The sequence below is a fragment of the Ideonella alba genome, assembly GCF_018069845.1.
GTDB lineage: Bacteria > Pseudomonadota > Gammaproteobacteria > Burkholderiales > Burkholderiaceae_C > Ideonella > Ideonella alba.
Map to the genome: position 1 here is coordinate 364,079 of NZ_JAGQDD010000001.1, position 22,221 is coordinate 386,299.

Here is a 22,221-nt window from a genome sequence, read left to right on the forward strand (position 1 = left end):
ATGAGCACCCCCCAAGGGCCGGGCCAGGCCCCGCCCACTCCCGACAAGGGGCTGGACGACATGGGGCGGCCCGGCGATTTCTTCAGAGGTATCAGTTGAGCGGCTGGCGGGGTGAGCGTTGATCGAGGTGCCCAAGCGCGCCTTGGACGCGCGGGTGATGTTGCAAAGCATCCGCCTGCTGCGTTCGCTCGGCCGTGCGGTGGGCCGCTCGAATGCGCTGGTGCGCTTCGAGGCCGAGCTGACCCGGGGCATGGGCCTGTTCGACACGCCGTTCTACCTGTCCCAGGTCGACGCCGCCGAACTCGACGGCATGAAGCCGCTGCGCCACTACGTGCTGCGCGGCGACGCCGCCGGCCTGTCGCCCAGCCCGCTGCTCGATGTGCGCCACTACGATGCCCAGTGCAGTGACCGCCAGGGCATCAACCGCCTGCTGCACTACGGCCTGATCGGCCGCTTCCAGGGCCTGTCGCCCTCGCCCTTGTTCGACGCCGAGTACTACCTGCGTTGCAACCCGGACGTCGCGCAGTCGGGCGTCGAGCCGCTGCGCCATTTCGTGCGCTGGGGCTGGCGCGAGGGCCGCAACCCGCTGCCCGGCGTCGACATCCGCCGCCTGCTGGCCAGTCAGCCCGAGCTGAGGGTGGTCAAGGGCAATGCACTGGCGCTGTTCGCCACCGACGCGATCGCCCGCCATGTGCAGGCCAATGCGCAGGAGCGCGCCGGCCGGGTGCCGGCGCCGGTGCCGGTGCGCCGCACCGACAGCCCGCTGGAGCGCGACATGCTCGACCCCGAGCTGTGGCAGGGCGTGCAGCCGCGCCAGTGGCCGGCGGAACCGCAGGTGGACGTGCTGATCCCGGTCTACGGCGGTCTGCAGGAGACCCTGCGCTGCCTCTACACCGTGCTGACCACGCCGGTGCGCACGCCGCACGAGGTGGTGGTGGTCAACGACGCCAGCCCGCTGCCCGAGCTGTCAGCGATGCTGCGCACGCTGGCGGGCCGCGGCCTGATCACGCTCGAGGTCAACCGCGCCAACCTGGGCTTTGTCGGCACCGTCAACAAGGGCCTGCGCATGCATAGGCAGCGCGACGTGGTCATCCTCAACAGCGACACCGAGGTCTACAACGACTGGCTCGACCGCCTGCTGGCCCACGCCCGCGCCTACCCGCGCCTGGGCAGCATCACACCGCTGTCGAACAACGCCACGATCTGCAGCTACCCCGAGACCCTGGGCGACAACCGCCTGCCGCTGGAGCTGCCGCACGACGAGATCGACCGCCTCGCCGCCGAGGTCAACCGCCTGCGCCATGTCACCGCGCCCACCGGCGTGGGCTTTTGCATGTACCTGCGCCGCGCGGCGCTGCGCGACGTCGGCCTGCTGGATGAGCGCCGCTTCGGCCGCGGCTATGGCGAAGAGAACGACCTGTGCCAGCGCATGCTGCAGCGCGGCTGGACCAACGCCATCGCCTGCGACATCTATGTGCGCCATGTGGGCTCGGTCAGCTTCAAGGGCGAAGCCGCGCAGCGCACTGCCCGCGCGATCCGCACGCTGGAGCGGCTCTACCCCGACTACAACCAGCAGGTCGCCCGCCACATCGCCGCCGACCCTGCGCTGCCCTACCGCGCGCGCCTGGACCTGGCGCGGCTCAAGCGCCTGCGGCGCGAGCGCAACGTGCTGCTGGTCTGCCACAGCCGCGGCGGCGGCACCGAACGCCACCTGCTGGAAGAGTCCCAGCGCTTGCTGGCCGAGGGATCGGGCGTGTTCGAGCTGCGCCCCTCGCCGCAGGCCGATGCGGTGGCCCTGGTCCACCCCGGCCTGTACGGCCTGCACAACCTGGCGGCGCTGTCGCTGGCGCCCGGCGGCCTGTTCGACGAGGCGGTCGAGGAACTCGGGCTCAACGAGATCCACGTCCACCATCTGATCGACTTCGCGCCGCGAACCGCCGAGCGCCTGACCGAGATCGCTGCCGCCCGCTCGCTGGCACTGCGCGTGGCGGTGCACGACTACTACAGCGTCTGCCCGCGGGTGAACCTGATCAATGCCGAAGGCCGCTACTGCGGCGACGCCGACGGCGAGACCTGCAACCGCTGTCTGAGCGCCGACCAGATGATCAGCCAGACCGGCCCGATCGAGGCCTGGCGCAGCCGCCATGCCAAGCTGCTGTCGGTGGCCGACCAACTGGTGGTGCCCTCCGAGGACGTCGCGCGCCGCATGGTGCGCCTGATGCCGGGCCTGAAGCCCGAGGTCGAGCCGCACGAGGACGAGCCGCCGCCGCGCATCTCGGCCTCGCCGCTGGTGCCGGCCGGTCAGGCGGTGCGGGTGATGGTGATCGGCGCGATCAGCCGCATCAAGGGCTTCGACGTGGTGCTGGGCCTGGCCCGGGCCGCGCGCGAGGCCCAGCTGCCGCTGGAGCTGTCGCTGCTGGGCTACTCGATGAACGACGGCGAGCTCGGCAGCCACGGTGTGCGCCTGCTGGGCCGCTACTTCGACAACGAGCTGGGCGAGCGCATCCACCAGGCCGACCCGCACCTGATCCTGGTGCCCTCGGTCTGGCCCGAGACCTACTGCTACGTGCTCTCCGGCGCGCTGCACAGCGGCCGCCGGGTGGCGGTGTTCGATCTGGGCGCCCAGGCCGACCGCGCCCGCCAGCACGACCCGCACCACCTGGTGCTGCCCCTGGCGCTGGCCGACCGCCACGAGGAACTGGCGCGGCTGCTGGTGGGCTCGGCGCGCGCGCCCGAGCTGGCCAGCGGCGCCGAGCCGGTGCGTGCGCAGGGGGGGGCATGATGCAGTGCAACAGCCGCCCCCACTACACTAGGCGGGTGATCGTCGTTCCGTACCTGGCCGCCCGCCGCGCCCGCCTCGTCCTGCACCGGGGGGCCATCGCATGAGCCTGTCGGCGGTCAACCAGGTCCTGAAGCGGCGCACGCCCTGGCAGATCCAGAAGGCCGTGGTCTTCGCGCTGGTGATGCGCGAGCTCAAGACCCGCTTCGGCGGTCACTGGACCGGCGTGTTCTGGATGTTCGCCGAGCCGATCGCCGAGCTGATGATGTTCCTGTGGATGAACACCGCCATCCGCGGCCGCATCTCGCGCGACGGCTACGACTTCATCATCTTCCTGCTCGCCGGCGCCACCGGCTTCCGGATGTTCCGCGCACTGTGGGGCCGGCTCAGCCACGCGGCCGCGGCCAACCGGGGCCTGTTCGGCTTCAAGCAGGTCAAGCCGATGGATGCCTTCGTCGCCCGCACCCTGCTGTACGTGGCCATGGAGGTTGCGATCTTCCTGATGACCGCCCTGCTGCTGGCGCGCATGGGCTACGGCCCCTTGATTCCCCGGGACATCCTGGCCTTCATGGGCGTGCTGATCCTGTTCGTGCTGCAGGGGTTGTCACTGGGCATCATGTTTGCGGTGCTGCTGGACCTGGCGCCGCGCCTGGACCTGGTCACCTCGGTGCTGACGATGCCGCTGATGGTCATCTCCGGCGTGATCTTCCAGCTGCATGACCTGCCGCCCGCAGTCATCCAGTGGCTGCTCTACAACCCGCTGCTGCACCTGGTCGAGATGTCGCGGCTGGCCTACCTGCCCACCTACCGGCCGCTGCAGGGCGCGAACATCTACTACCCGATGATGTGGGTGATCGTGACCACCACGCTGGCCCTGATGCTGTACCGCTGGCGCCATCGTCAGCTGATCGCCTCGTGAGCGTCGGATGATCGAGCTCGTCAACCTCACCAAGTACTACCCCACCCCGCAGGGGCGCTACTACGTCTTCCGCGACCTGAATTTCACCTTCCCGGACGGCGTCAGCATCGGCCTGATGGGGCGCAACGGCGCCGGCAAGTCGACCCTGATGCGCATGATGGGCGGGCTGGATTCGCCCGACAGCGGCGAGGTCCGCACCAACAACAGCATCTCCTGGCCGGTGGGCTTCGGCTCGGGCTTCCAGGGCTCGCTCAGCGCCCGTGACAACGTGCGCTTCGTCTGCCGCGTCTACGGCGCCCATGGCGAGGCGATGCGCGAGCGCGTGCGCTTCGTCGAGGAGTTCGCCGAGATCGGCCGCTTCTTCGACATGCCACTCAAGACCCTGTCCTCCGGCATGCGAGGACGGGTCAGCTTCGGGCTGAGCATGGCCTTCGCCTTCGACTACTACCTGGTCGACGAGGGCATGGCCGCGGGCGACCCGATCTTCCGCAAGAAGGCCCATGCCGCCTTCAAGGAGCGCGTCAGCCGGGCCAACCTGATCCTGGTGTCGCACAACATCAAGGACATCCAGGACCTGTGTGACGTCGTCGTCATCCTCGAGGGCGGTGCCGTCACGCTCTATGAAGACGTCGCCGAAGGCCTGAAGGTCTACCAGAACATGAAGTCGCCTGCGGCGACACCTCGCTGATGAACATCCTCAAGATCCTCAACCCGCGCGTCGTCGCCCTGCTGACGCTGGTGCTGCCGACGGCGCTGGGCACCGTCTACTACGCCGGCCTGGCCGCCGACCGCTACGTCAGCCACGCCGTGGTCGGCGTCAAGGACACCAGCGACGGCGGCTCCTCCGGTGGCAGCGGTGGCCTGGCCGGCGCCGCGTCCATGCTGCTGGGCGGCGGCGGCTCGCCCACCTCGCTGGGCGACACCTTCTATCTGCAGAACTACATCCTGTCGATGGATCTGCTGAACAAGCTGGACGCCCGCCTGAAGCTGCGCGAGCACTACAGCCACTCCGGCCTGGACCCGATCTACCGCGTCTGGAGCTGGACCACCCAGGAGTCCTTCCTGGACTTCTACCGCAATCGGGTGGAGATCACGCGCGACGACTACTCCGGCCTGCTGACCATTGACGTGCAGGGTTTCGAGCCACGCTTCGCCCAGGCCCTGGCCCAGGGCATCCTGCAGGAGAGCGAAGCCTTCATCAACGAGTACTCGCACCGCATCGCGCGCGAGAAGATGCGCTTCGCCGAGGGCGAGCTGCAGGACACGCGCAAGCGCCTGGAGAAGGCCAAGCAGGAGGTGGCCACCTTCCAGACCACCTACAAGCTGCTCGACCCCGGCTCGCAGGCCGCCGCCGCCAGCTCCCTGACGGCCGGCCTGCAGGCCCGGCTGGCGCAGCAGGAAGCCGACCTGCGCGCCGCGCTGGCCATCATGCAGGACGACTCCTTCCAGGTGCGCACGCTGCGCGCCCAGCTGGCCGCCACCCGCGCCCAGCTCGAGTCCGAGCGCCTGCGCACCACCGGGGCCAGCGTCGACAGCGCCCAGCTGCCGGCCCTGAACATCAAGTTCCAGGAGCTGCTGGCCACGGCCGTCTTCGCCGAGGAGACCCACAAGGCCTCGCTGATCGCCTACGAGCATGCCCGCCTGGACGCCTCGCGCAAGCTCAAGACGGTGGTCGTCATCGAACCCCCCACGCTGCCCCAGGAAGCGCTCTATCCGCGCCGCATCTACAACCTGCTGACCGTGATCGCCCTGGCCATCATGGCCTACCTGATCATGCGCCTGACCCTGGCCACGATCCGCGAGCACCAGGACTGACCCATGAAGAACCGTCTCCACCACGCCCTGTCGCTGCTGCTGGTCTCGCTGGCCCTGCTGGGTCAGCCCCTGGCGCAGGCCCAGGCGCCCGCGGCGGCGTCTGCGCCGGCGCCGACCGCCCCCGCACCGTCCCTGGTCATCGTGCCGCCGACGAGCGCACCGGCGCCGGCCACGCCGGCCACCACCGCCACCGTGCCGCTGGCGCCGCTGCCCATCGATCCGGCCACCAGCCTCAAGCCGGTGGTCTTCGGCTCGCAGATGTTCACCGGCCGCTTCGCCCAGCAGACCTTCAGCGGCTTCAACCCCGACTACCAGATCGCCGTGGGCGACCGGCTGATGGTGCGCATGTGGGGCGCGCAGGTCTACGAGGCCTACCAGACCGTCGACCCGCAGGGCAACATCTTCGTGCCCAACGTCGGCCCGGTGGCTGTGCTGGGCGTGCGCAACACCGACCTCAACCGCCAGGTCGAGGAAGCGGTCAAGCGCGTCTTCCGCTCCAATGTCGGCACCTACGCGACGCTGGATTCGGCCCAGCCGGTCAAGCTCTTCGTCACCGGCTTCGTGCGCGCGCCGGGCCTGTATGCCGGCCTGTCGTCCGACTCGGTGCTGGCCTACCTGGACCGCGCCGGCGGCATCGACCCCGAGCGCGGCAGCTACCTCAATGTGCAGGTGCTGCGCGCCGGCCGCACCCGGGCGACGATCGACCTCTACCGCTTCCTGCTCGACGGCGTGATCGAGCGCCCGCAGCTGCAGGACGGCGACACCATCGTCGTGCAGCCGCGCCGCCACACCGTCACCGTCACCGGCGAGGCGCAGAACCCCTACCTGTTCGAGATCCGCCAGAACACCATCCCCGCCGCCGACCTGCTGCGCTACGCCGTGCCCAAGCCCTCGGCCACCCACCTCAGCGTGGTGCGCAACACCGGTGTCGAGCTGAAGAGCGAATACCACGCGATCGGCAAGGCCGACCAGGTGATGGTGCAGTCGGGTGACCTGGTCACGCTGACCGCCGACAAGTACCCCACCACGCTGCTGGTGCGGGTGGAAGGCGCGCAGCGCGGCGAGCGCTCCATCGTGCTGCCCAACGGCGCCACACTGAAGGACCTGATCGCCCGTCTGAACCCCTCGCCGCAGGCCAACATGGCCGGCCTGCAGCTCTACCGCAAGTCGGTGCAGGCGCGCCAGAAACAGACGCTGGAGGTGGCGCTGCGCAACCTCGAGACCTCGGCCCTGACGGCACGCTCCACCACCGCCGAGGAAGCCGCGCTGCGCAAGACCGAGGCCGACCTGATGCTGGCCTTCGTCGAGCGCGCCCGCAACGTGCAGCCGCTGGGGCAGGTGGTGCTGGCCGACCGCGAATCGGCCGACACGCTGCTGCTGGAAGACGGCGACGTGGTCAACGTGCCCGAGTCCAAGAACCTGGTGCTGGTCAGCGGCGAGGTGCTGTTCCCCAACGCCCTGGTCTACAGCCAGAAGGCCGCGGTCAACGACTATGTCGACCTGGCGGGCGGCTTCACCCAGAAGGCCGACACCTCCAAGGTGCTGGTGCTGCGCGCCAACGGCAGCGTGGCGCCCTCGGGCAGCGCGCCCGGCCCGGGCGACGAGATCATGGTCCTGCCCAAGATCGACTCGAAGAACGTCGAGGTGGCCCGCGGCCTCACGCAGATCATCTACCAGATCGCCATCGCGGCGAAGGTGGCGCTGGGCCTGTAACCCGCCTCACCCCCCGCCTGACCAGGGCGCCGGACGAGAGTCCGGCGCCCTTTGTCTTTGGATCAGCCCCTTGGCAGGGGCGCATTCCCCCGATTCAGTCGCTGCTGCTGTTGTCGTGATCGGCGGCAGCGCTGCGAACTTGAGCGGCAACAGCGCCAGAAAGGTCCCCCACACACGCCTCAACGGCGAAGCCCAGCCCTCCGAAACCCAGGCCATGCGCCGCGCAGCACGCGCCGCGCGCCACCAGCCGAGGTTTCGCGATGTCTGTCTCCGTCACTCCTGTCCGCGGTGCCCTGCCGGCCCGCCCCCTTCATGCCCTCAGTCTGTTGGCCATGGCCGCAGCCCTCAGCGCCTGCGGCGGCGGCGGTGGCGGAGGCAGCAGCACCGACACCGGCGGCAATGTCGACCAGCCGCAGGGCGGCGGCGGCACCACCACGATCGACGCGTTGTCCAGCGGCACCGGCGTGTTCCACTTCAAGGTGGGCGCCACGCTGGCCACCGACACCGGCCTGAAGGGCGCCACCGGCGGCAGCACCTATGCGGCCTGGAACCCGGCGAGCAGCAGCAAGCTGCTGTCGGCCGGCCTGAAGGTCACGTTCTTCGGCAAGGCCAGCGGCTGCCCCACGACGCGTGACGGCCCGGTCGGCGACGGCGAGGCGCGCGACCTGGGCGTGGCGGCCGCGGCGGCAGCGATCAGCAGCAGCGCCTCGACGCTGTGGCGCTGGGCCCCCTCCGGCCAGTCCAGCGGCTGCAACAGCGCCTCCAAGGTGCTCAGCGGCCCGTCGATGACCTACCTGAACCCCACCGACACCACCGGCGGCCTGGCCATGTACACGCATGCCGGTCCGCGCAGCGACGGCAGCAACGGCCTGGTCGACGCCTATGGCGCCGATGGTCAGGACGGCAAGGGCAGCAACGCCCACATCATCGGCACCTTCTCGGCCTTCCGGCAGAACTGGAGCAGCAGCTCGGCGATCAAGCCCTGGGTGGGCCTGAAGTCCACCGCGCAGCAGGCCGCCGCGCGGGTGGTGGCCACGCTGGGCGTGGGCGCCGCCGACCTGGGTGTCGACGTGACCGGCCAGACCATCCAGGCCAAGCAGCAGATCGATGTCAGCTTCATCAACACCCAGTGCATGGCCGAGGGCTTCAGCGCCAAGCGGCCGTGCCAGCTGCAGTACCTGTTCAACACCGCGATCTACCGCTACGGCGTGAGCGACTGGTCCAGCGTCGGCTGGTTCCAGGAGGGCAGCGTCTGGTTCGACCCGGCGCAGGGCGGCGTGCCGGTGATCGACGGCCCGGTCAAGGCCTCGGGCCAGACCGTGGTGGACGGCACCAGCGGCCTGGCGCTGTTCAGCTCGAAGGGCGACGCCACGCAGCACGGCAGTTTCAGCGGCAAGACCTTCGACCTGCGCATCAGCTTCACCCAGCTGCAGAACGTGCTGCGGGTGATCTCGGGCCGCAAGGCCGGCGTGGCGCCGGCCGATGTCAGCGACGACCTGCTCGCCGCCGACTGGGGCACGCGCTGGAACGATCCGAGCGCCTGGGCGCTGCTCAGCACGGCCGTGGGTCAGGAGATCTACAACCCCGAGTCGCAGCAGCGCACCGTCAGCATCGGCGGCAACCTCAAGCAGCTCTACGTGGCGCCGCAGTCCTGATCAGCGCGGCAGGCTGCTGATCTCCAGCAGCCGCAGCTGGCCACCGATCGCGGCGGTCTCGCGGCTGCCGCGGTTGTAGGCCTCCTGGCCGACGTTCACATCCAGCAGCACCCAGGCCTCGGGGCGGTTCCAGTCGGGGCCGAACTCGGCCTCCAGCTCCTCGGCGCGCAGGTTCTCGGGCGCGCGCCGCAGCTGCCGCCCGACAATCACCCGCTGCGCCGCCAGCAGGTCGCGAAAGCGCACCCGCAGGTCGAACAGCCGATCGGCGAAGGGCTGGTGCTGTGACGCCGCGCCCTCCGAGCGGTACAGCGGCAGCTGGCTGCCGGCGTCCACCGCCACGCGGCCCGCTTCGCCCACCGGACCATGCACCACCGGCATCGCGCCCTGGGCCGGGTCCCCCATCACCGAGGCCTGCTGGAACCAGGCCACGCGCGACCAGTCATTCACGCCACTGCGGTAGACCGCGGTGTTGAACAGGTACTGGATCTGGCACAGGCGCCGCTGGCCGGGGCGGTTCTCGCGCAGGCAGCGCGGGTTGATGACGGTCATCCCCAGCTGCTGCTTGACCTGCACCTCGCCTTCGGGCGTGCGTGCCGAGCCGGCCTGCACCTGGGCCACGCCCTGGCGCGAGCGCAGCTGCAGCGTGGATTCGGGGCCGCCGGCCCAGGGGCGGAACGGGTCCGGCCCGTTCCAGGCCTGGCGGAAGTGCACGAAGCTGCCCTGGATGTCGGCGTTCGCGCCGGTGCGGCCCTGGCCGCCGGGGCCGTAGGCCTTGAAGCGGGTCTGCGGGCCGCTGACGCTGTACAGCCCCAGGCCGCCCTCGTCGGGGTCGGTGTTGAGCTGCGCGAAGGCCAGCTCGCCCGGCGCATCATCCGCCGCACTGCCGCGGCACAGCCGAGGGTCCGGCGCCGGCGCCCAGCGGTGGCGCTGGCCCTGGCGGCCTGGCGGCAGGCCGGTCAGCTCGGCCAGCTGGCGCCAGCGGGCGCCGTCAAAGGACTCCTGCAGCGGCCCGCCCTGCGGCGCCTCGGTGCCACTGGGGCAGCCCTCCAGCTCACCGAAGAACATCAGCTTCAGGCCCGGGCGCAGGATCGCGTCGGTCGGGCCGCCGTTCCACGAGCGCCAGACGTCCGAGGTGGCCAGGCGCTGGTAGTTGCCCGGCCCGAACAGCGGCAGCGTGGCGCCTTGGCGCTCCTGCGCTGCAGCAGCGCCGCACAGCGCCAGGCTGACAGCCAGGGCCAGCGGGCGCCGGGTGGGGGTCATGCGGCGGGGCTGCCCACGCGCTGGCGGTAGAGCGCGTAGAGCTCGTTGTCCATCTCGCACCAGGAGGCGATGCAGGCCATGGTCTCGTCCGAGGCGCCCAGCTCGCGCAGGCGCTGCACGCGCGAGGCCACCGGCAGGCCGTCGTTGACGTTGTTGCGGAACTCGCGCTCGGGCACGCTGCGCCCGGGCATGGCCAGGTCGCGGATGGTCTGGAACACGGCGGGCATCTCGTCCACCGTGAACACCCGGTCCAGCTCGGCCAGGTTGGCGCGGGCCATGTCCATCAGCTGGGTGCGGCTGATCAGGCCGCGGTTCTGCAGCCCGATCAGGCCGGTGCGTCCGCGGTAGGTGCGGCCGGCGAAGTAGTAGGTGTAGAAGTTGTCGTAGTGGTCGTTCAGGAAGTTGCGCAGATGCGGCGGCCCGGCGAGGAAGTACTCGTCGGGCGACATCTCGGCCGCGGCACGCATGCCGGTGTGCTGCGGCTTGGCGCGTTCCTGCGGCGACAGCGCCTCGCCCTGCTTGCGCAGGAAGAAGTAGAACGACAGGATGCGCTCCATCGGATCGCGCAGGATCGTGAAGCGGTAGCTGGGCCCCTTCAGGCAGTCCAGCAGGCACCAGTCGAAGTGGCCCGAGAACACCTGGTAGCGGTTCAGCTCGGCAATGCTCATCGGCCGCAGCTGGTCGTTGACCCGGGCCGGGCAGATCACCGAGGGTTCGAACGCCGCCTCCAGGGCGGCATGCACCGACTGGCCGGCGGTCTTGGGAATGTGGAGAAAGACGACGCGCATGGATCACCGGGCCGGCGGCCGACAGGGCCGCGCGGCAGAGAGGCCGATCAGGTCAGCGAGGACAGCTGGATCTTTTCGGGCTGGTAGGTCTGCTTGCCATCGGCACGCAGCTGTTCGACGAAGTCGAGGAAGGCCGGGAACTGGTCGACCGGCGCGCCCTTGAGGTCCCAGGGCGCGAACTCCCACCAGCGGGTGCGCAGCATGCGCTCGACCCGCTTGTCGCGGAAGCGGTACTTCTTGACCACCGCCGGGCTGCCGGCCACCACCGCGTAGGGCGGCACGTCCTTGGTGACCACCGACATCGCCGCGATCACCGCGCCGTCGCCGATCGTCACGCCCGGCAGGATGAAGGCGCCGTGGCCGATCCAGACATCGTTGCCGATGGTGGTGAGCTTGGCGGTCACCGGCGGCGCGGTGCGCGGGAAGTCCTTGCCCGGCTGCATCGTGTGGCCGTCGGGCGGCGGCATGTCCAGCACGCTCTTGAAGTCCTGGTAGAAGAACGGCGAGGTGCTGAACCAGTGCATCGGGTGCGGATGGCGGCCGATCTGCACGTTCTCGCCGAAGGAGCAGTAGCGGCCGATGCGGCAACCGAAGTAGAAGCCGCTGACCGCGTAGCTGAAGGCGCCCAGGTGCAGCGAGTGCGCCACCTGCATCCACTTCAGGCTGCAGGGCGGCTCGAAGACCACGTTGTCCGGCAGCGTCGCGCCGGGGGACAGCAGGGTCGACACGCCGCGAGCGGCCATCTTGTCGATGAGTCCCGAGGTGAGTTTGATCGGCATGCGCGGACGGCAATGAGACGACGGCCGGGCCGTCGAGAAAGCACAAGGCCCGAGCGCGGGGCACTCGGGCCATCAAGGCCCGATCATGTTGATGCGGGCCATCAGGGCCCGATCGAACTGATGCGGGCCGTCAGGGCCAACCAGCCCGGGCAGGGCAGGTCGATCAGGCCGACGAGGCGGCCTGGCTCGATCAGGCCGGCTTGGCGGCCTTGGTGGCCTGCTTGGCGCCCTTGCCGGCCTGGCGGGCGGCCTTCTTCTCGGCGCGCGCAGCGATGCGCTCGGGGCCCACGGTCTTCTTGCCGGCGGCGCGCTCGGCCTTGGCTTCGGCGTCCTTGGCCTTGGCCAGCTTCAGCACGACGCGGCGCTTGGCTTCGCCACCTTCCTCGCCCTTGGCGGGCTTGGTCACCACCTGGAAGTTGCCCAGCGGTGCCATCTTGACCGCGCCATCGGGGGCGCTGCCGAGTTCTTCGGACAGGGCGGTCAGCGCGGTGCGCAGCACCTTGTTGATCTGCGGCGCGGCGATCTCGGGGTGAGCGGCGGCGACTTTGGCGGCCAGTTCCTTGATACCCATGTCGATACTTTCCTTGTGTCAGCTTTCGAAGGGTGCAGGCGGGACGACGAGCCTGCCACTGCACGCGGTGAATTATGCGACCAATCATTGGACGCACAGGTGCACAAACTGGGGGCTTTGCACAGTGCGCGCGGCCCGGGCCGGGACATTTGCACGCTCTCAGGCGGTGCGCGCGTTGATAAAGGCGCGCACCGCGTCCAGCGCGGCGCGGATGGTCACGTCCATGTCCATGTAGCGGTAGGTGCCCAGGCGCCCCACGAAGGTGACGCCCTGCTCGCGCGCGGCGCGGGCCTGGTAGGCCTGCAGCAGCTGGTCGCCCTCGGTCAGGTGCACCGGGTAGTAGGGGATGTCGTTCTCGCCGCAGCGGCGGCTGAACTCGCGGTAGCAGACCGAGCGCGCATGCTCCTCCCAGGGGGCGAAGTGTTTGTGCTCGGTGATGCGGGTGTAGGGCACCTCGACATCGTTGTAGTTCATCACCGCGCAGCCCTGCACGTCGCCCTCGCCCTCGAAGCGCTCGAAGTCGAGCGTGCGGTAGGGCAGGCGGCCCTCGGCATGGCCGTAGAAGGCGTCCAGCGGACCCGACCAGAAGACATGGTCGTACTGGCCCACATCGGCCGGCCGCAGCGCGCTGCCCAGGTGCACGATGATGTTCGGGTGGTCCAGCATGCGCTGGACCATCACGGTGTAGCCCTCGGCCGGCATGCCCTGGAAGCGGTGCGCGAAGTAGTTGTCGTTGTAGTTGAAGCGCACCGGCAGGCGCTTGAGGATGGAGGCCGGCAGGCGCTTCGGATCGACCTCCCACTGCTTGAGCGTGTAGCCCTTGAAGAAGGCCTCGTACAGCTCGCGGCCGATGAAGCGCAGCGCCTGCTCTTCAAAGCTCTGCGGGTCGGTGATCGTGGTGTCGGCCTGGCTCTCGATGAAGGCGCGCGCCTCGCTGGGCGAGAAGGTCTTGCCGAAGAACTGGTTGATCGTGTGCAGGTTGATCGGCAGCGAGAACACCTGCCCGCGCGCCGTGGCCTTGACCCGGTTCACGTAGGGCTTGAAGTCCATGTAGCGGTTCACCAGCGTCCACACCTCCTCGTCGTCGGTGTGGAAGATGTGCGGCCCGTAGACATGCACCATCACGCCCGAGCCCGCGTCGCGCTCGGTGTGGCAGTTGCCGGCCACATGGGGCCGGGTCTCGTGGATCGTGATGCGGTGGCCGCGCTCGGCCAGTTCGCGGGCAATGACCGCGCAGGACAGGCCCGCGCCGGCCATGCCGATGTGCATCGATTCGCTCATGGGTGCTCTCCGTCCGGAGCAGCCATGATCACGGCGGCGGCGGCGGCCGGTTCAGCCCAAAAGCGCCCGTCCGCGCCTGCTTTTCCGCACCCCGCGGGCGGGGCAGGCCGGGCAGGGCCAGGCCGGGTCAGCGCCTGTCAGCTGGTGCGGCCGTAGGTGTCTTCGAAGCGGACGATGTCGTCCTCGCCCAGGTAGCTGCCCGACTGCACTTCGACGATTTCCAGATCCACCTTGCCCGGGTTGGCCAGCCGGTGCACCTGGCCCAGCGGGATGTAGGTGGACTGGTTCTCGGTCAGCAGCAGGGTCTTGTCGCCATTGGTGATCTCGGCGGTGCCGCTGACCACGATCCAGTGCTCGGCGCGGTGGTGGTGCATCTGCAGGCTGAGCGAGGCGCCCGGCTTGACCATGATGCGCTTGACCTGGAAGCGCGCGCCCATGTCGATGCTGTCGTACCAGCCCCAGGGGCGGTGCACCTTGCGGTGCAGCAGCTGCTCGCTGCGGCCGCCGGCGGCCAGGCGGTTGACGATGTGCTTGACGTCCTGGCTGCGGCTGCGGTCGGCCACCATCACCGAGTCGGAGGTCTCCACCACCACCAGGTCGCGCACGCCCACGGTGGTCACCAGGCGGCTGCTGGCGTGCACCAGGGTGCGCTCGGTGTCGTGCAGCATCACGTCGCCGGCGGCCACGTTGCCGGCCTCGTCCTGCGCACCCACCTGCCACACGGCATCCCAGGCGCCCAGGTCGTTCCAGCCGGCGGCCAGCGGCACCACGCGGATGTCGAAGGCGCTGCCCGGGCAGCGCTCCATCACCGCGTAGTCCACCGATTCGGAGGGCACGGCCTCGAAGGCGGCCTTGTCCGGGCGCACGAAGCGGCCGTCGGCCTGGCGGCCAGCCCAGGCGGCTTCGCAGGCGCGCAGGATGTCGGGGCGGAACTGGGCCAGCGCGGCCAGCCACACCGAGGCGCGCAGCACGAACATGCCCGAGTTCCAGGTGTAGCCGCCCTCGGCCAGGTAGCCTGCGGCGGTGGCGGCGTCGGGCTTCTCGACGAAGCGCGCCACCTTGGCGGGGCTGCCGCTGCCGGCCTCGGCGCGGATGTAGCCGTAGCCGGTCTCGGGCTTGTCGGGCGTGACGCCCAGGATCACGATGCTGCCCTGCGCCGCCTGGGCCACGGCCTGGCGCAGCGCGGCATTGAACGCGGCGCCATCGGCCACCGTCTGGTCGGCAGGGGTGACCACCATCACCGGGTCGGCGCCGTCTGCGCGGGCCTGCAGCGCAGCCAGAGTGAGGGCCGGCGCGGTGTTGCGGCCGGCCGGCTCCAGCAGCACGGCGGCGGGTTCCTGGCGGATCTCGCGCAGCTGTTCCAGCGTCAGGAAGCGGTGCTCGGCATTGCCCACCACCACCAGCGGCTGCACCGCCAGGTCGGGGCCGGCCAGGTCGGCCAGGCGCTGCGCGGCCTGCTGGAACAGGCTGCTGTCGCCCGACAGCACCAGGAACTGCTTGGGGAAGCCGGCGCGCGACAGCGGCCACAGCCGGGTGCCGCTGCCGCCGGCCATGATCACGGGAACGACGGAGGTCTTGTCAGTCATTGCAGGGTCTCGGTCAATGAAGGAGATGGAAGACAGACGCAGGATCCGCGCCCGCCAGGGGTCAGGTCGGGTTCAGGCGCGGGGCTGCGGCGTCCTTGGGCGACAGCAGCGGCGCCATGCCCACGTCGGGCCAGGCGATCGCCAGGTCGGGGTCGTCCCAGCGGATTGCGCCCTCGGCCTGCGGGGCGTAGTAGTCGGTGGTCTTGTAGAGGAAATCGGCGCTGTCGCTGAGCACCAGAAAGCCATGCGCCAGACCGGGCGGGATCCACAGCTGGCGCTGGTTGTCGGCGCTCAGCTCCAGCCCCACCCAGCGGCCGAAACTGGTGCTGCCGGGGCGGATGTCCACCGCCACGTCGAACACCGCGCCGGCCGCCACCCGCACCAGCTTGCCCTGGGCATGCGGCGCGTTCTGGAAGTGCAGACCGCGCAGCACGCCCTTGGCCGAGCGCGAGTGGTTGTCCTGCACGAAGGCCGTGGGCTGGCCCACCGCCTCGTCGAAGACGCGCTGGTTGAAGCTCTCCATGAAGAAGCCCCGGTCGTCGCCGAAGCGCTTGGGCGTGAAGATCAGGACGCCGTCAATGGCGGTGGGTTCAACGTGCATGGCCCGCGCAGTATCGCCTGATTGCCTGGCGCGGCTCACCCCAAGAAAGCGAGTCGGCGCGCGGTGGTGGGCCAGTTGCCCAGCGCCGGCAGCAGGGCCAGCAGCTCGCTGTCGCTCAGGCCGAACCAGCGCCCCAGCGTGGCGGCGTAGCTGGCCAGACCGGTGCTGGGCAGCAGCGCGCCGCGCTGGATCTGGTCGGTGCTGTCGAACTCGCCATTGCCCAGCGCCGGGCCATAGGTGGGCAGGCTGCCGTAGAGCTCGCCGCCGCGCACCGCGCCGCCCATCACGAAGTGGTGGCCGCCCCAGCCGTGGTCGGTGCCGTCGCCGTTGCTGACGAAGCTGCGCCCGAAATCGCTGGCGGTGAAGGTGGTGACCGACTGGTCCACGCCCATCTGCGCCAGCGTGCGGTCGAAATAGCCCAGGCCGTGCGACAGCTGCGCCAGCAGCCGCGCATGGCGCGAGGGCTGGTCGTCGTGGGTGTCCCAGCCGCTGAGGCTGACGAAGAACACCTGCCGCCCCATGCCCAGCGCGCTGCGCGCCGCGATCACCCGGGCCACCGCCTGCAGCTGGCCAGCCAGCGGGTTGAAGGCGGCGGTGCCGCTCAGCGGATCGGTGCACTGCAGCAGCGGGTCGGCGGCCTGGGTCTTGGCGCCCGCGCTGCTCCAGGGGCCGGCTGCCAGGCCCGGCAGCGCGGCCGAGAGCAGCGCCTCGCTGTTCACCGAGCGCTGGGTCAGCGCCGCCAGGTCGCCTTCGAGCACCCCGTTGCCACGCTGGCGGCTGGCCACGGCCAGCAGCGCCTGGCGCGTGGCGGCGCTGCCCAGCAGCGTCTCGCCCGCGCCGCCCAGGCGCACCGGGCCGGTGCCGGCGATCTGGCCGCCCGGCAGGCCGGCCACGCTGGTCCACACCGCGCTGCCGTTGACGCCAATGGCCGCCAGCCCCGGGTGGGTGTTCGAGGCCCCGGCGCGCGCCGCGAAGGCGCCGCCCCAGCCCTGGGTGCTGCCCTCGTTGCCGAAGGACTGCCAGTAGGCCTGCTGGTCGTTGTGCGAGAACAGCCGCCCGGGCCGGCTGCCGCGGCCGGCGGTCCAGTCGGCCTTGGTCAGTGGCTGCGACAGCGCACCCACGTTGGACACCACGGCCAGCCGGCGTGCCGCGAACAGGTCGCGCACCGTGCCCAGCACCGGGTGCAGCGCCATCTGGCGGCCGCCCGGCAGCGCGGTCACCGGCTCCAGCGGCAGCACGCCGCCCAGGCGCGCGTTCACCGAGGACGCCCCGGGCCGGGCCGGCGTGCCCGGCGCGGCCAGGGCCACCGGGTCGCTGCCGCCGCCGCGGGCGGCCTCATAGGCGGCCCAGGACGCGGCGTCCAGCGGCAGCACGGTGTTGCAGGCGTCGTTGCCGCCGAACAGGAACACGCAGACCAGGGCCTTGTAGCCGCTGGTGCTGGCCGCGGCGGCCTGCTGCATCGCCAGCAGGTTCAGCGCCATCGGGCTGGCGGTGTACAGGGCGGCCTGGCGCAACCAGGCGCGGCGGGACAGGGAAGTGCTCACAGGGCTCACCTCTGGACGATGAATTCGGGGCTGGCGGCGGTGATCAGCACCGCGGCCTGGACTCGACGCAGCCGGGCGTCATTGACCTTGGCGCGGTTGCTGCCATCGGCCTTCAGCACGGGCACGGCGATGCCGTTGACGCCCTGCACGACCAGGGTCTTCAGCGCCGCCGGCGCCGTCGGGCCCAGCAGGCGCGCGGTGGTGGCCTCCACCAGTTGGGTGGGCGAGTCGGCCAGTGGCAGCAGGCCGCTCAGGTCGGGGTGCAGGTCGGGGCGGGTGCCCAGGCTGGTGCGGTTGTGGGTGCCCACGCCCAGGGTGACCAGTTTGGCCACGTGGTTCACGTAGCCGGCCACGCTGACCTCGGTGGTGGTCTGCCATTCGGGCACGGTCATGCCCAGCGCGCCGGCCTGGCCTTCCAGCGGCACATGGCCGGGGCGGAAGAAGTTGAACACCGTGGGCGAGCGCAGCGGCGTCTGGCCAAGGCCGCTGGCGGGGTCGTCGTCCACCTCCATCAGCACCTGGCCCGAGTCGGACTTCGGCCCCAGCGCGCGCAGCAGCGCGGTCTGGCGCAGCACCGGCTCGCGCAGCTTGCCGAAGCCGGGGCTGGCGGCGGTGGTGGCGCTGCGCGCTTCCGGGTCCAGCAGGATGGCGCGCACCACGGCGCGCAGGTCACCGCGCACCCCGGCGCCGTTGTTCGCCCACACCGCCGAGATGCGTGCCACATAGGCCGGGCTGGGCTGGCTGGTCACCAGGCGCTGGATCAGCTGGCGGCCGATGAACGGTCCCACCGATGCGTGGTTGGCCAGCGTGTCCAGCGCCACCCGCAGGCTCAGCGAGGGCTGCGCCGTGGCTTGCGCCGCCACCGTGGTGCCCAGGAAGCTCTTGGCCTGGGTTTCGTGGAAGGCCGGGTAGCCCTGCATCGGGCGCCACACGGCGTCGCCCGCGGCCAGGAAGGGCGTGGCGAAGCGCGCGGTGCTGGTGTCGGGGCCGGCCCAGGAGAAGCCGGTCATCACCTGCGACAGGCCCTCCACGTCGGCCGGGCCGTAGTTCTCCACCGGCAGCCCGCCCACCAGACGCGGCGTGCCGTCGGGGTTCAGCGCCACCAGGCCGATGCTGAACAGCTGCATCAGCTCGCGGGCGAAGTTCTGGTCGGGCTCGCGGCCACCCACCGGGTCGGCCTTGCGGTTGCGCAGGTGCGACAGGTACATGCCCATCGCTGGGTGCAGCGCCACCTGCTCGATCAGCTGGCGGTAGTTGCCCAGCGCGTTGGCGCGCAGCATGTCCAGGTACGAGGCCGCCGACACCGCCTTGCGGCCCGACAGGTCGTTGGTGGAGACCACCATGATCTCGGACAGCGCAAAGGCCACCCGCTGGCGCAGCTGGTCCGCGCCGAACAGCGCCTGCTGGTGGAACGAGGAACTCACCGACGCCGCCCCCGCCGACAGGCTGGGGTTGCGCGCGCGCACCGCGGCGTCATCGGCCAGCCAGCGCGACAGGTGCGAGCCTTGCGGCGCCAGCGCCATCTGGGCATCGATCCAGGCCGCCGGGCCGATGGCCATGACGCGCTGGATCTCTGCCTCGGTGGGCCCGAAGCTGGCCTGGGTCAGCAGCCGGAAGGCATCGGCCCGGGTGGTGGGCGTGGCCGGGGTGGTGGCCTGCGCCACCTCGAAGGTGCTGACGGTGCCGGTGGTGGTGCTGGCCGTGCCGGTCTGGCTGGTGCCGCCCTGGCTGGTGCTGACCTGGCCGGTGGTGTCGGCCGCCTGGGCCGCTTCGGCCGAGGTGTCGGTGGCCGCCGGGTCACCTCCGCCGCAGCCTGCCAGCAGCACCAGCGCGCTGGCCCCTACCCACCCTTGCCACCGCCGGGACCACGGTCCCCGCCTGGCGCCACCGCGCCGATTCGTCTGCCGCATTGCTGCCACCCACCATCCGGGCGCGCCTCCGGAACGAGACGCGCATCAGACCGGGTACTTCGGCAGGTGGGCGGGGGCCTTGAGCGGCGGGGGGTGGTGGAATGCACAGAACCGCCGGTCAAGCCGGTACTGGCGCAAGCGGATTCAGCGGACGTTCAGCCATTGCCAACGGGTGGCCAGCTCAAGCCACTCAGGCACATAGTCCAGCGATCTCATTTCGTCGATCGTGATGCTGACCCGCGCCGCCATGGCCGGAAGGTCGGCTTCAAATCGCCGAAGACGCTGGCTGATGTCCGCATCACCACGCGGACGGTGCGCTTCAGGCCACAACTCCTTGGTTTTGGCCGCCAGGAACTTTCTGACGGCCTTGATCAGCAGTGCCGGCTGGTGGTCGTGGTACGAAGCATCCTGGCCGGCCAGATCGCTCAGCGTCTGCTTGTCCTGAAACCGCTCAGCCGCCAGCAGCAGGAAGTCTCGTTGTCCGCGGCGGGTCGAACCAAACCTGCTGGCCCCCACGGCCAGACCGCACTCGAAGGGCATGTTGAAACGCGGCAGGCTCTGCTCGGCCGACCACTCCACGCGGCAAATATCGTGGATCGAGAAGCGTGACTCGCCAATGATGCGGACGATCTTGGCCAACCGGGTCTCGCCAGAGCCGTTGGCCTCCAGCGCTGACCTGGCCACGAAGCCGCAGTCGTGGATGGTGAACAGGCAGGCGTGGAGCAGCGGCAGGTATGCCGCGTCAAACGGGCAATTCACAAACACAGAACGGTCGAAGACCTCCGACCGAAGCCGTCCCACCGCTAAACCACGCTCAGTACTGCAGCGTCCAGGTCATCGGGATCGACACGGCGGGAACGGATGGCTGGCGCAAGCACCAGGTGTCGGCGACCGCGTGATGGGGCGGTGCGCTTGGCCTTCACGCGAACCTCCACACCAGCCACAGCCACGCTGGCAACCGACGCTTCGCTTCGATCGGGCTTGCTCGACTTCGACGAGCCCAGCATGTCCAACCACTTTCCGCGCGGAGCCTCCTGACCGCTGGTCATGCGCTTGGCGCGGGCCACATTACGCGCGCGTGCGGTCTTGGGGAGTCCTTTGTTGACCATGGCGCGAGTCTACGCCCCGCACCCGTGCATCGTCACGCGGTGCCTTTGACGGCTGGTGCCGCGGTTTGAACCCCCGCCGCTCAGCGCTTGAGCCGCCGCACCATCAGCCCCAGCGCCAGCACGCCCGCGGCCAGGCCGGCCAGCAGGGTGTCCAGGTCGGAGGTGTCGGGGAGGGCTCCATCGGCTGCCATGCTGCTGTGCATCATGACCAGACCCGTCAGCAGCACCGGCAGCTGGCCCCATGGGAAGCGCTTCATTGCAGGTCCTTTCAATGCGAGGGTTGTTGCAATGCAGCATAGGGATGGAGTGGGCGATGGTCGCCCCCTAAGCCTAGGGGTTTCTACCAACTTTCTCACGCTAGCCGGGAATCAGGACCTCGGTGCCTGGGTAGCGCTGGCGCAGCAGGCCGGCCAGCATGGCCTTGGCGGTGGCGTCGCCATGCACCAGGCGCAACTGCCGCGGCGGCCGGGGCAGACCGGCCACCCAGGCCAGCAGACCGGCCTGGTCGGCGTGGGCAGAGTAGCCGCCCAGCAGGTGCACATGGGCGCGGATGGGCACGGTCTGGCCGTCCAGGTCGACGCTGGCGCTGGGGTCGGGCGGGCGGCCGGCCTGTTCCTGCAGGCGCCGCCCCGGCGTGCCCACCGCCTGGTAGCCGCACAGCAGCACGTCGTGGCGGGCGTCGGGCAGCAGCGCCTTCAGGTAGTTCACGATGCGCCCGCCCGCGCACATGCCGCTGGCCGCGATGACGATGGCCGGCTCGCCGCTGCGCGCCAGGTGGCTCACCACCTGCAGGTGCTGGTCGTGCGGGCCTACCGTCTGCAGTTGCGAGAAATCCAGCGGGTGCCGCCCCGCCGCCAACTGGGCCCGCGCTTCATCGTCCCAGTAGGCCTTCAGGCGGCCGTAGCCGCGGGTGAAGTCGGCGGCCAGCGGCGAGTCAACCACCACGGTCAGATCGCCCCAGGCCAGGCCGGGCGCCGCCGGCTGCCGGCGCTGGCTGTGGATGATGTCTTCCAGCTCGTAGAGCAGTTCCTGCGTGCGACCGATGCTGAAGGCCGGGATCAGCACCGTGCCGCGGTTGGCCAGCGCGCGTTCGATCACGGCCTGCAGCCGCAGGCGGCGCTGGCGCCGGTCGTCGTGCAGGCGGTTGCCGTAGGTGCTCTCCAGCACCAGCACGTCGGCGCCACCGCGCGGCAGCGCAGGGTCGGGCAGCAGCGGGGTGTCGGTGGCGCCCAGGTCGCCCGAGAAGACGATGCGCTGCGGCGTGCTGCCGGCCTCGCGCAGGTCCAGCTCGACGAAGGCCGAGCCCAGGATGTGGCCGGCCGGCTGCAGCCGCAGCATCAGATGGCCGCGCTCGTCGTCCCACAGCGTGTGCCACTGGCCGTAATGCAGCGGCACCAGGCGCTGGCGCAGCCGCGCCAGCAGCGGCGCCACCAGGTGGCGCTCGGCCGCAAAGCCGATTTCCATGGCGTCTTCCAGCACCAGCGGCAGCAGCTCGGCCGAGGCCTGGCTGCACAGGATGGGCCCGTCAAAGCCCGCCGCCACCAGCTGCGGCACCCGCCCGACGTGGTCAATGTGGACATGCGTGAGCACCAGCGCCTGCATGCCCTGCAGCGCAAAGCCCACGTCCAGCCGACCCGCGCCGGCCCGGCCATCGGACGAGGTTTCCGCCCCCTGGAACAGCCCGCAGTCCACCAGCACCGAGCGGCCACACGCCGCCTGCAGCTGATGACACGAGCCGGTGACGCCGCGCGTGGCGCCGTGGTGGAAGATCTGCATGCCGCCCTGCTGCCAGTGATGAGTGCAGGCCAGTCTGGCGCAGGCCGCGGGGCGGGGCGATCCCCCTGAAGAGGGAGTGAAGAACGCCACCGCTTCATTGAGCATGGCGGCCTATCATTCACGACCAGCGACCTG

At 70.5% G+C, this 22,221-nt stretch carries 19 protein-coding genes; 6 read left to right on the plus strand and 13 right to left on the minus strand.

The features are described from left to right. Positions 1-157 precede the first annotated feature (157 nt). From KAK03_RS01540 to KAK03_RS01565, 6 genes are all read left to right on the plus strand, one after another. Complete coding sequence (locus KAK03_RS01540; protein ID WP_210851382.1) at positions 158-2,782, plus strand: glycosyltransferase; 2,625 nt, start codon at positions 158-160, stop codon at positions 2,780-2,782. 100 nt (positions 2,783-2,882) lie between these two features. After that, the gene (locus KAK03_RS01545) at positions 2,883-3,698 is read left to right on the plus strand and encodes an ABC transporter permease (RefSeq protein ID WP_210851384.1); all 816 of its coding nucleotides are present in this window, start codon (positions 2,883-2,885) and stop codon (positions 3,696-3,698) included. 7 nt (positions 3,699-3,705) lie between these two features. Then, positions 3,706-4,386 carry an ABC transporter ATP-binding protein gene (locus tag KAK03_RS01550; protein ID WP_210851386.1) on the plus strand — a complete coding sequence of 227 codons (681 nt, stop codon included), beginning with the start codon at positions 3,706-3,708 and terminating at the stop codon, positions 4,384-4,386. Further along, positions 4,386-5,513 (plus strand): KpsE/RkpR family capsule polysaccharide export protein, encoded by a 1,128-nt coding sequence (locus KAK03_RS01555; RefSeq protein WP_210851388.1) that lies wholly within the window; start codon positions 4,386-4,388, stop codon positions 5,511-5,513. The genes KAK03_RS01550 and KAK03_RS01555 overlap by 1 nt, the downstream gene beginning before the upstream one ends. Before the next feature lie 3 nt (positions 5,514-5,516). Then, positions 5,517-7,226, plus strand: coding sequence for a polysaccharide biosynthesis/export family protein (locus KAK03_RS01560; RefSeq protein ID WP_210851390.1), 1,710 nt, complete (start codon positions 5,517-5,519; stop codon positions 7,224-7,226). A gap of 332 nt (positions 7,227-7,558) precedes the next feature. Further along, positions 7,559-8,881, plus strand: a complete 1,323-nt coding sequence (locus KAK03_RS01565) for a hypothetical protein (RefSeq protein ID WP_210851392.1) — start codon at positions 7,559-7,561, stop codon at positions 8,879-8,881. Here the strand turns inward: KAK03_RS01565 and KAK03_RS01570 are convergent, their stop codons facing one another. The 13 genes from KAK03_RS01570 to KAK03_RS01630 all read right to left on the minus strand — a co-directional run bounded on the left by KAK03_RS01570 (position 8,882) and on the right by KAK03_RS01630 (position 22,086). Then, positions 8,882-10,141, minus strand: coding sequence for a hypothetical protein (locus tag KAK03_RS01570; RefSeq protein ID WP_210851394.1), 1,260 nt, complete (start codon positions 10,139-10,141; stop codon positions 8,882-8,884). It abuts the gene before it with no gap. Then, positions 10,138-10,929, minus strand: a complete 792-nt coding sequence (locus KAK03_RS01575) for a sulfotransferase family 2 domain-containing protein (RefSeq protein ID WP_210851396.1) — start codon at positions 10,927-10,929, stop codon at positions 10,138-10,140. The genes KAK03_RS01570 and KAK03_RS01575 overlap by 4 nt, the downstream gene beginning before the upstream one ends. Positions 10,930-10,976: 47 nt before the next feature. Next, positions 10,977-11,708, minus strand: a complete 732-nt coding sequence (locus KAK03_RS25305; RefSeq protein WP_210851398.1) for a CatB-related O-acetyltransferase — start codon at positions 11,706-11,708, stop codon at positions 10,977-10,979. Between the two features lie 190 nt (positions 11,709-11,898). Beyond that, positions 11,899-12,279, minus strand: coding sequence for a hypothetical protein (locus KAK03_RS01585; protein WP_210851400.1), 381 nt, complete (start codon positions 12,277-12,279; stop codon positions 11,899-11,901). A 159-nt stretch (positions 12,280-12,438) separates the two neighbouring features. Continuing rightward, positions 12,439-13,560: a UDP-galactopyranose/dTDP-fucopyranose mutase family protein gene (locus KAK03_RS01590; RefSeq protein ID WP_210851402.1), complete on the minus strand. Its 1,122-nt coding sequence runs from the start codon at positions 13,558-13,560 to the stop codon at positions 12,439-12,441. 137 nt (positions 13,561-13,697) lie between these two features. Further along, the gene (locus KAK03_RS01595) at positions 13,698-15,146 is read right to left on the minus strand and encodes a mannose-1-phosphate guanylyltransferase/mannose-6-phosphate isomerase (RefSeq protein ID WP_210851404.1); all 1,449 of its coding nucleotides are present in this window, start codon (positions 15,144-15,146) and stop codon (positions 13,698-13,700) included. Between the two features lie 61 nt (positions 15,147-15,207). Next, on the minus strand, positions 15,208-15,747 hold the full coding sequence (gene rfbC, locus KAK03_RS01600; protein ID WP_210851406.1) for a dTDP-4-dehydrorhamnose 3,5-epimerase: 540 nt from the start codon (positions 15,745-15,747) through the stop codon (positions 15,208-15,210). Between the two features lie 35 nt (positions 15,748-15,782). Then, on the minus strand, positions 15,783-17,291 hold the full coding sequence (locus KAK03_RS01605; RefSeq protein ID WP_210851408.1) for a DUF1501 domain-containing protein: 1,509 nt from the start codon (positions 17,289-17,291) through the stop codon (positions 15,783-15,785). A gap of 5 nt (positions 17,292-17,296) precedes the next feature. After that, positions 17,297-19,117 (minus strand): DUF1800 domain-containing protein, encoded by a 1,821-nt coding sequence (locus KAK03_RS01610; RefSeq protein WP_310738435.1) that lies wholly within the window; start codon positions 19,115-19,117, stop codon positions 17,297-17,299. A 228-nt stretch (positions 19,118-19,345) separates the two neighbouring features. Then, entirely contained in the window at positions 19,346-19,966 is a 621-nt protein-coding gene (locus tag KAK03_RS01615) for a hypothetical protein (RefSeq protein ID WP_210851411.1), read from the minus strand. A 38-nt stretch (positions 19,967-20,004) separates the two neighbouring features. After that, positions 20,005-20,310: a hypothetical protein gene (locus tag KAK03_RS01620; protein WP_210851413.1), complete on the minus strand. Its 306-nt coding sequence runs from the start codon at positions 20,308-20,310 to the stop codon at positions 20,005-20,007. An 80-nt stretch (positions 20,311-20,390) separates the two neighbouring features. Continuing rightward, the gene (locus tag KAK03_RS01625) at positions 20,391-20,567 is read right to left on the minus strand and encodes a hypothetical protein (RefSeq protein WP_210851415.1); all 177 of its coding nucleotides are present in this window, start codon (positions 20,565-20,567) and stop codon (positions 20,391-20,393) included. Positions 20,568-20,667: 100 nt separating this feature from the next. Next, positions 20,668-22,086, minus strand: a complete 1,419-nt coding sequence (locus KAK03_RS01630; RefSeq protein WP_210851417.1) for an MBL fold metallo-hydrolase RNA specificity domain-containing protein — start codon at positions 22,084-22,086, stop codon at positions 20,668-20,670. Between the last annotated feature and the right edge of the window lie 135 nt (positions 22,087-22,221).

Bases quoted from the DNA above. Each gene is read 5' to 3' on its own strand.
- KAK03_RS01540 (WP_210851382.1), top strand. From the start codon at position 158: ATGTTGCAAAGCATCCGCCTGCTGCGTTCGCTCGGCCGTGCGGTGGGC.
- KAK03_RS01545 (WP_210851384.1), top strand. From the start codon at position 2,883: ATGAGCCTGTCGGCGGTCAACCAGGTCCTGAAGCGGCGCACGCCCTGG.
- KAK03_RS01550 (WP_210851386.1), top strand. From the start codon at position 3,706: ATGATCGAGCTCGTCAACCTCACCAAGTACTACCCCACCCCGCAGGGG.
- KAK03_RS01555 (WP_210851388.1), top strand. From the start codon at position 4,386: ATGAACATCCTCAAGATCCTCAACCCGCGCGTCGTCGCCCTGCTGACG.
- KAK03_RS01560 (WP_210851390.1), top strand. From the start codon at position 5,517: ATGAAGAACCGTCTCCACCACGCCCTGTCGCTGCTGCTGGTCTCGCTG.
- KAK03_RS01565 (WP_210851392.1), top strand. From the start codon at position 7,559: ATGGCCGCAGCCCTCAGCGCCTGCGGCGGCGGCGGTGGCGGAGGCAGC.
- KAK03_RS01570 (WP_210851394.1), bottom strand. From the start codon at position 10,141: ATGACCCCCACCCGGCGCCCGCTGGCCCTGGCTGTCAGCCTGGCGCTG.
- KAK03_RS01575 (WP_210851396.1), bottom strand. From the start codon at position 10,929: ATGCGCGTCGTCTTTCTCCACATTCCCAAGACCGCCGGCCAGTCGGTG.
- KAK03_RS25305 (WP_210851398.1), bottom strand. From the start codon at position 11,708: ATGCCGATCAAACTCACCTCGGGACTCATCGACAAGATGGCCGCTCGC.
- KAK03_RS01585 (WP_210851400.1), bottom strand. From the start codon at position 12,279: ATGGGTATCAAGGAACTGGCCGCCAAAGTCGCCGCCGCTCACCCCGAG.
- KAK03_RS01590 (WP_210851402.1), bottom strand. From the start codon at position 13,560: ATGAGCGAATCGATGCACATCGGCATGGCCGGCGCGGGCCTGTCCTGC.
- KAK03_RS01595 (WP_210851404.1), bottom strand. From the start codon at position 15,146: ATGACTGACAAGACCTCCGTCGTTCCCGTGATCATGGCCGGCGGCAGC.
- rfbC (WP_210851406.1), bottom strand. From the start codon at position 15,747: ATGCACGTTGAACCCACCGCCATTGACGGCGTCCTGATCTTCACGCCC.
- KAK03_RS01620 (WP_210851413.1), bottom strand. From the start codon at position 20,310: ATGGTCAACAAAGGACTCCCCAAGACCGCACGCGCGCGTAATGTGGCC.
- KAK03_RS01625 (WP_210851415.1), bottom strand. From the start codon at position 20,567: ATGAAGCGCTTCCCATGGGGCCAGCTGCCGGTGCTGCTGACGGGTCTG.
- KAK03_RS01630 (WP_210851417.1), bottom strand. From the start codon at position 22,086: ATGCAGATCTTCCACCACGGCGCCACGCGCGGCGTCACCGGCTCGTGT.